Here is a 6,892-nt window from a genome sequence, read left to right as displayed (position 1 = left end):
CGCCGGGGCTCGGCGGGCGGGCATGGCAGAGGCCGCCGAGGCGGAGCGGGCCACGGGCTATGTGCTCGGCGGCATCAGCCYCTGGGGCAGAAGAAGCGCCTGCCCACCTTCCTGGACGAGAGTGCGGCGAGCTTCGCAGCAATCCATGTGAGCGGCGGCCGGCGCGGCCTGGAGATCCGCCTGGCGCCGGACGATCTGGTTCGACTGACCGGCGCAAGACTGGTACCGCTCGCCCGGCACTGACGTCACCCTGAGCCAAAAAACGACTATTGTGGTCACAGAGTCATGGCCCACTTGGCTGGGACATCCTATTTTGCCTGGAGCTGATCATGGCCATCCGCTATAACCTCTGGCTCGATCCCGACAACGTCGACCAGCACCGTGCGGTGGAAGAAGACCTGGAGCGCTACTTCATGGAGCGTTTCGCGGATTACCCCCACATCCGCTTGTTCGGGGCGGACCCCTACGATTATGATGCGCCGTTCAATCGCCTCTACGACGTATTGATGGCACGGGCCAATGAGTACTGCGAACGACGCTGGAAGGGCTATGTCCCCTCTCCCGAGCAGCTCAACCGGACCTTCTTCCGCGCCGTGGGCCGCTCCAACAAGTTCGTACGGGACCCAAGCGATGGTGATCCAGACCGATCAGACACCCGATGAGCGCCAGCTGGCCATCATCGCCCGCCAGTTGGGCCGGGCTCCCCGGGGCATCGAGGCCGTGGCCGCCACCGATGGCGAAGGCACACCACTGGTGCTGCGCATGGCACCCATTGTCGAGGGCAAGCCCTTCCCCACCCTCTACTGGCTCTGTTCCGAGCGCCTGAAAGTCGAGATCTCGCGCATCGAGGCCCGCGGGGTGATCAAGGTGCTGGAGACCCGGCTCCAGGAGGATGCCGACTTCCTGGCTGCCTATCACGCCAGCCATCGGAACTATGTCGAGGCACGCTGGCGTTACATGGAGCCGTCCCAGCGCGAAAGAGTCACCCAGCTCGGCTATGAAAGGGTCCTGCGCGAACGCGGCATTGGCGGCATCACCAACTGGGACCAGGTCCGCTGCCTGCATACGCAGTATGCCCACCACCTATGCGGGGATAACGTTGTCGGACAGTGGATGGACCGGGAATATGACGTTGCCGACTGTCTGCCCTGAGACTCCTTTTCGCCGGTCCCGGCTGCTAGGATAATCACCCTAGCCAAGGAGAAAAGCATGTCGAGATTCTGCGTCTACCTGGGCTCCCGCAACGGTCGGGATCCTGCCTTTCTGGAAGCCACCCGATCCCTGGGGCGTGAGCTGGCCGCACGCGGTCACGGCCTGGTCTATGGCGGTGCGCGTATCGGGCTGATGGGGGAGCTGGCTAACGCCGTGCTGGCCGAAGGAGGCGAAGTGATCGGGGTGATGCCAGACCATCTGGTAGAGCGTGAGCAGGCCCACGAGGGACTGACCGAGTTGATTCGTGTCCACAACATGCACGAGCGCAAGGCCAGCATGGCCGCCCATGCCGATGCGTTCATTGCCCTGCCCGGCGGTATCGGTACCCTCGAGGAGCTGTTCGAGACCTGGACCTGGCAGTACCTGGGGCTGCATGACAAGCCCATCGGCGTCCTCGACACGGCAGACTTCTATTCCCCGCTGCTGGCCTTCCTGGACAGTTCCGTGGAGCAAGGTTTTCTCGACTCACGAACCCGCACCTGCCTTATCGATGCCGATGAGCCAGCCACACTGCTTGATGCCCTGGAGGCCCGCCTGGCCAACGGCTGAGGTGAGCGGCACCCGCGTCAGTCATAGCCCGCCAGTTGCCGTGTACGCAGGTAGGTGAGCTGCAGCAGTCGGGCGTCTTCTCCCGCACGGTGGCGCTGAATGCCCAGTTCCTGGATCAGCGCCTCCCGTGTGGCATGCCACAGGGTGAGCTGGCGCTCTTCAAGCAGGATTCGAAGTGCCTCGAGGCGGAAGGCCGGTAGCATCCCTGCATGATGGAACAGTAGCGACAGCCAGGTATTGTCGTAGCCCCAGCTGTCGCTGTAGGCGATACCGATGCCACCCAGTTCATCGTTGAGCCAGCGCGCCACCTGCTGGACCGGCAAGCCTTCCCGGTGCAGGCGTGCCCGCGAGATGCCGTGCAGCAACTCGGCCTTGGGGTCCCAGTGGGTCCACTCCTCCAGCGGTTGAACGAGAAAGGCGCAGGTGCTGCCATCGGCCCTGGCCAGGCCGATCTCGATGGGGTAACTACCGCGCCCGAATCCGGACGCCTCGATATCCAATAGTGTGGGCAGCGTCACGGATGGGCGCTTCCTCGATGATGGGCCGGGCGATGTCATCAGTCGCCAAGGTGGCCGGCAGTCTAGTGTCGTGTCTGAGCACCGTCGATGTCCAGCTCGGCGCTTTCCAACCGTGCGTGTCGGTCGGCCAGGGCCTGCCAGTGGGCGGCGTGAGTCGCATCCGCCGTCAACCCGAGCTCGCCATAACGATAGGCCTTGGCAAGCCGTGCCGCGGCCAGGGGGTGGCCCGCCTCGCCGGCACGGGCATACCAGGTCACGGCTCTATCCTCGCGCCGGGGATACTGCAGGCAGCCATTCTCATGGATTTGAGCCGCCTGATACTGCGCCTTGAGATTTCCCGCCTGAGCCGCCTCCAGCACGTAGCGAGCCCCCCTGGCCTTGTCCTGGGGACTGATGCCACGATGGAACAATACGTGTCCATAGAGCGAGAGCGCCCCGGGATGGCCGGCGTCGGCACAGCGCTCGAAGAGACGCATGGTCAAGCGCTGGGTACGCGGTGAGCGCGGCAACCAGCGGGTATGGAACAACTGCTCCGCTAGACGATACTCGAGCCGAGTGAACAGTGACGATGCCTGCGTCATGGGCAAACAACCTTGCGTTCGTGTTTCAGCAGCATGACGACAACACCATCCCTTGTCGTCGCCATGGCCTGTCGTAAGCTCGCCGTACGGACTCCGCCGGGGCCGATGAGGGTGGCCAGCATACGCCCGCCCCGCCGGTGACTCAACCCCTGCCATTTGCTGCCTTGTTGGGCCTCGGCTAGCATGGCATTCGATACCGGACGAAACCGCGACAGGAGCAGTAATGCAGACGCGACAGCTAGGCAACACGGGCATCGAGGTCAGCCGCCTGTGTCTGGGCACCATGACCTACGGCGAACAGAACAGCGAAAGCGAGGCCCACGAGCAGCTCGACCGCGCCGTCGCCTTCGGTATCAACTTCATCGATACCGCCGAGATGTATCCGGTACCGCCCAAGGCCGAGACCCAGGGACGCACCGAAGACTATATCGGCAGCTGGCTCAAGCGGCGCGAGAGTCGCGACGACGTCATCATTGCCACCAAGGTCAGCGGGCCCGGGCTCGACTACCTCCGTGGCGGCTCACGACTGACCCGAGAACAGATACTCCAGGCCATCGATACCAGCCTGTCACGCCTCCAGACCGACTACGTCGACCTCTACCAGTTGCACTGGCCCGACAGGCGCACCAACTTCTTCGGCAAGCTGGGCTATGAGCATGACGACGACGAGGACGCCGTCGCCCTGGAGGAAACCCTGGGCACCCTGAAGGAACTGGTGGATGCGGGCAAGGTACGTGCCATCGGCCTCTCCAACGAGACGCCCTGGGGCGTGATGCAGGCACTGAGCCTGGCCGAGCGCCTCGACCTGCCCCGGGTCGCCTCGATCCAGAACCCCTACAACCTGCTCAATCGCACCTTCGAGGTCGGCCTGGCCGAAATCGCCCATCGCGAGAACGTCGGCCTGTTGGCCTACTCGCCGCTGGGCTTCGGCGTACTCTCCGGCAAGTACCTGGACGGCGCCCGCCCGGCAGGGGCCCGGCTCACTCTCTACGAGCGCTTCCAGCGCTACACCACCCCCCAGGCCGAGCAGGCGACCCGGGCCTATGTGGACATCGCCCTCGAGCATGGCCTGGACCCCGCCCAGATGGCGCTGGCCTTCGTCAACTCGCGCAGCTTCCTGACCAGTAACATCATCGGCGCCACGACCATGGACCAGCTCGAGGACAACCTGGCGAGCGAGTCCCTGAGGCTAGAGCAGGATGTGCTGGATGCCATCGACGAGGTGCATGGACGCTTGCCTAACCCCTGCCCCTAGGTCCTTCCCTCGAGCCACCCGGCTCTTGAAAGACCCGGCCTGAAAAGCAGACCGCAAGCACAGCACGGCGGAGCCGCCGTGCGGCTCTCGGGGCTATCGAGTCGATAGCCCCGCACACCCTCCGCCCTTGATATACTCGGCACATTGCGAGCCCTACCCGACCGGTACAGGAGTGCCCCATGCTGAGCGTGATCTCACCCGCCAAGACGCTGGATTTCGAGTCCCCGGCCACGACGTCCCGATACTCGCAGCCGGATTTCCTCGACCACAGCCGTGAACTGATCGAGATTCTGCACGACTATTCGCCGCAGCGACTCAGCGAACTGATGGGTATCAGCGACAAGCTGGCCGGGCTCAATGCGGCACGGTTCGCCGAGTGGCAGACACCGTTCACGCCCACTAACGCCAAGCCTGCCGCCCAGGCCTTCCAGGGCGATGTCTATGTGGGCCTCGAAGCGGATACCTTCAGCGATGACGACAACACCTTCTCCCAGCAGCACCTGCGCATTCTCTCAGGGCTTTATGGCCTGCTGCGTCCCCTCGACTTGATCCAGCCCTACCGCCTGGAAATGGGCACTCGCCTGCCCAATCACGCCGGAAAGGACCTCTATGCCTTCTGGCGTGACATTCTGACACCGGCACTGGATCAGGCAGTGGCAGACAGCGGCACGCCGGTGCTGGTCAACCTGGCGTCCAACGAGTACTTCAAGGCAATCGATACCAAACGGCTCGCAGCCCGGGTCATCACACCCGTGTTCAAGGATGAGAAGAACGGCACGTACAAGATCATCAGCTTTTATGCCAAGAAGGCGCGCGGCCTCATGGCGGCGTGGATGATCCGCCAGCGGCTGGACGACCCTGGCGGACTCAAGGACTTCGATGTGGCGGGCTATGGCTTCAATCCAGCCATGTCGGAAGGGGACACCCTGGTCTTCACGCGACGGGAGGAGCAGGGTCAGGCGACTCGCTGACGCTCGCTAGAAAAAGCGAAGCGGTCGGGCAGAGCGGGGCTTCAGAAAGCGACGATGGACGTCCTTGAAGCGCTCATCGTCGCAACGCTCCAGCCACTCATAGGCCACCATGTCGGCACTGACCGGTACGGCACCGCAACGCACCATGCGCTCCCGTGCCAACTGCGCATCCCCCGCGCGTCGGCTGACCGAGGCCTCGCTCAGCCAATACACCTCGTAGCCCGCTTCCAGCAGGCCGAGCCCCGTCTGCATGACACAGATGTGCGCCTCGGAGCCACAGAGGACGACTTTCCGCTTGCCGCTCTCAGCCAGGGCAGCAGCAAAATCGGGCTCGGCGTGGGCATTGAAGTGCACCTTCTGCCACAGCCGAGAGCCATGCAGCGCCTCCAGCAGGCGGGGCTCGCTGCCCCCCAGCCCCTCCGGATACTGCTCGGTGACCCAGACCGGAACCGACAGCGCCTCGGCCACGCCGCCCAACCAGGCCGCCTCGGCAACGGCCTGCTCGCCACCGTCGACCACCGGCAGCAGCCCCGCTTGAAGGTCCACGATCAACAGCAGGCTCTCTTCACATTTCAGGCGCATGAGCGCTCCTCTTGCATCGCTATTTCTCGAATACCTGCCTCAGCATAGCCGCTAGAATAGCTTCCCTTGAAGCCTTTCTTTCAGCCCCATACAGCGAGGCCCGTTCGATGCGTCACCTCGATCTCAACGAGGGCGTGAGGGTGAGCCCTGGTATCTCCAAGGTATCCAGCAGAGCGACGACGGCCAGGAGTGAGCCGAGCCAATGCCGCCTGTCACTCGGTTGACGGGCGGCGAACGTCACGCCTCCTCGCTCGTGGCCGCTGCCCGGTCATGCTGCAGGTAGCCGACATGGCTGACCGGCTCGACACGCAGCTTGAAGCTTGCCACCACGGCTGCAAGCCGATCTGCCTGTCCCCGCAACTGATCGGCAGCCGTCGTCGACTCTTCCGCCAGGGCCGCATTCTGCTGTGTCATGCGGTCCAGCTCGGACACCGCCACATTGATCTGGCCGATTCCGTCGCTCTGCTCGCTCGCCGCATGGCTGATCTCACCCAGCATCGTTGCCACACGATTTACCCCGTCGACCAGCTGCTGCATGGCATCGCCGGCTTCACACACCAGCCGGGTACCGCCCTCCACTTTCTCGCCAGAGGCCTCAATCAGCTCGCGAATGTCCCGCGAGGCCTCCGCGCTGCGCGTCGCCAGCTGCCTCACCTCACCTGCAACCACGGCGAATCCACGCCCATTCTCGCCGGCACGTGCCGCTTCCACGGATGCATTCAGTGCCAGCAGGTTGGTCTGGAAAGCAATGCTGTCGATGACCTTGACGATATCGCCAATCTGCCGCGAAGAACTCTGGATCTCACCCATGGTGGTAACCACCTGGCCTACGGTGTCGCCGGTACGCTGGGCAAGCTTTGCGGCAGACTGCGACAGGCTGCTCGCTTCCCGCGAGGAAGCCGTGGTGTTCTCTACCGTACTGGTGATCTCCTCCATGGAGGCCGAGGTCTGCTGCAGGCTGGAAGCCGCATTGTCGGTGCGCTGTGACATGTCACGCCCTCCGCTTGCGATCTCCATGGCGGCCACACGAACCGCTTCACTACTGGCCCGCACGTGAAAGAGCACATCGTGGACCTTGTCGGCGAAGGCATTGAATTGCGTTGCCAGCTCGGTGCTTTCGAGTTATCGTCAAATCTGGTGGATGGCGGTCAGGCCGCGTTCCTGTCTGATTGATCGGTTACCTGCTCTCCGTCCTCGAACTTGACGTTGTTTACGACCAGCTCC

The 6,892-nt window shown here is 63.7% G+C and carries 8 protein-coding genes and 2 pseudogenes; 6 read left to right on the top strand and 4 right to left on the bottom strand.

Going from position 1 to position 6,892, the window contains the following annotated elements; all coding sequences use genetic code 11:
- From Q427_RS34530 to Q427_RS20100, 4 genes and pseudogenes are all read left to right on the top strand, one after another.
- Positions 1-243, top strand: a pseudogene (locus tag Q427_RS34530) (YbaK/EbsC family protein); the annotation flags it as partial.
- Between the two features lie 86 nt (positions 244-329).
- Positions 330-662: a hypothetical protein gene (locus Q427_RS20110; RefSeq protein WP_043516895.1), complete on the top strand. Its 333-nt coding sequence runs from the start codon at positions 330-332 to the stop codon at positions 660-662.
- The gene (locus Q427_RS20105) at positions 631-1,152 is read left to right on the top strand and encodes a DUF501 domain-containing protein (protein ID WP_043516894.1); all 522 of its coding nucleotides are present in this window, start codon (positions 631-633) and stop codon (positions 1,150-1,152) included. The genes Q427_RS20110 and Q427_RS20105 overlap by 32 nt, the downstream gene beginning before the upstream one ends.
- A 57-nt stretch (positions 1,153-1,209) precedes the next feature.
- On the top strand, positions 1,210-1,761 hold the full coding sequence (locus Q427_RS20100) for a TIGR00730 family Rossman fold protein (RefSeq protein WP_043516893.1): 552 nt from the start codon (positions 1,210-1,212) through the stop codon (positions 1,759-1,761).
- Positions 1,762-1,778: 17 nt separating this feature from the next.
- Here the strand turns inward: Q427_RS20100 and Q427_RS20095 are convergent, their stop codons facing one another.
- Positions 1,779-2,279: a 3'-5' exonuclease gene (locus tag Q427_RS20095; protein WP_043516892.1), complete on the bottom strand. Its 501-nt coding sequence runs from the start codon at positions 2,277-2,279 to the stop codon at positions 1,779-1,781.
- 62 nt (positions 2,280-2,341) lie between these two features.
- A complete protein-coding gene (locus Q427_RS20090; protein ID WP_043516891.1) occupies positions 2,342-2,860 on the bottom strand; it encodes a tetratricopeptide repeat protein in 519 nt (172 codons plus the stop codon).
- 223 nt (positions 2,861-3,083) lie between these two features.
- Between Q427_RS20090 and Q427_RS20080 the strand changes: the two genes are divergently transcribed.
- Both Q427_RS20080 and yaaA read left to right on the top strand, forming a co-directional pair.
- Positions 3,084-4,115, top strand: a complete 1,032-nt coding sequence (locus tag Q427_RS20080; RefSeq protein WP_043516889.1) for an NADP(H)-dependent aldo-keto reductase — start codon at positions 3,084-3,086, stop codon at positions 4,113-4,115.
- Between the two features lie 179 nt (positions 4,116-4,294).
- The gene (yaaA, locus tag Q427_RS20075; protein WP_043516888.1) at positions 4,295-5,086 is read left to right on the top strand and encodes a peroxide stress protein YaaA; all 792 of its coding nucleotides are present in this window, start codon (positions 4,295-4,297) and stop codon (positions 5,084-5,086) included.
- Positions 5,087-5,092: 6 nt separating this feature from the next.
- Here the strand turns inward: yaaA and Q427_RS20070 are convergent, their stop codons facing one another.
- Positions 5,093-5,668 carry an isochorismatase family protein gene (locus Q427_RS20070; RefSeq protein ID WP_043516887.1) on the bottom strand — a complete coding sequence of 192 codons (576 nt, stop codon included), beginning with the start codon at positions 5,666-5,668 and terminating at the stop codon, positions 5,093-5,095.
- A 237-nt stretch (positions 5,669-5,905) separates the two neighbouring features.
- Positions 5,906-6,787 (bottom strand): annotated as a pseudogene (locus Q427_RS20065) (methyl-accepting chemotaxis protein); the annotation flags it as partial.
- Positions 6,788-6,892: the final 105 nt, after the last annotated feature.

It is taken from the genome of Halomonas sp. BC04, assembly GCF_000568385.1.
Note: the sequence above shows the minus strand (reverse complement) of the source record. Positions and strands in the feature narration are given on the sequence as shown.

Excerpts from the sequence above, each read along its gene's own strand:
- Q427_RS20110 (WP_043516895.1), top strand. The coding sequence starts at position 330 with ATGGCCATCCGCTATAACCTCTGGCTCGATCCCGACAACGTCGACCAG.
- Q427_RS20105 (WP_043516894.1), top strand. The coding sequence starts at position 631 with ATGGTGATCCAGACCGATCAGACACCCGATGAGCGCCAGCTGGCCATC.
- Q427_RS20100 (WP_043516893.1), top strand. The coding sequence starts at position 1,210 with ATGTCGAGATTCTGCGTCTACCTGGGCTCCCGCAACGGTCGGGATCCT.
- Q427_RS20070 (WP_043516887.1), bottom strand. The coding sequence starts at position 5,668 with ATGCGCCTGAAATGTGAAGAGAGCCTGCTGTTGATCGTGGACCTTCAA.
- Q427_RS20080 (WP_043516889.1), top strand. The coding sequence starts at position 3,084 with ATGCAGACGCGACAGCTAGGCAACACGGGCATCGAGGTCAGCCGCCTG.
- yaaA (WP_043516888.1), top strand. The coding sequence starts at position 4,295 with ATGCTGAGCGTGATCTCACCCGCCAAGACGCTGGATTTCGAGTCCCCG.
- Q427_RS20090 (WP_043516891.1), bottom strand. The coding sequence starts at position 2,860 with ATGACGCAGGCATCGTCACTGTTCACTCGGCTCGAGTATCGTCTAGCG.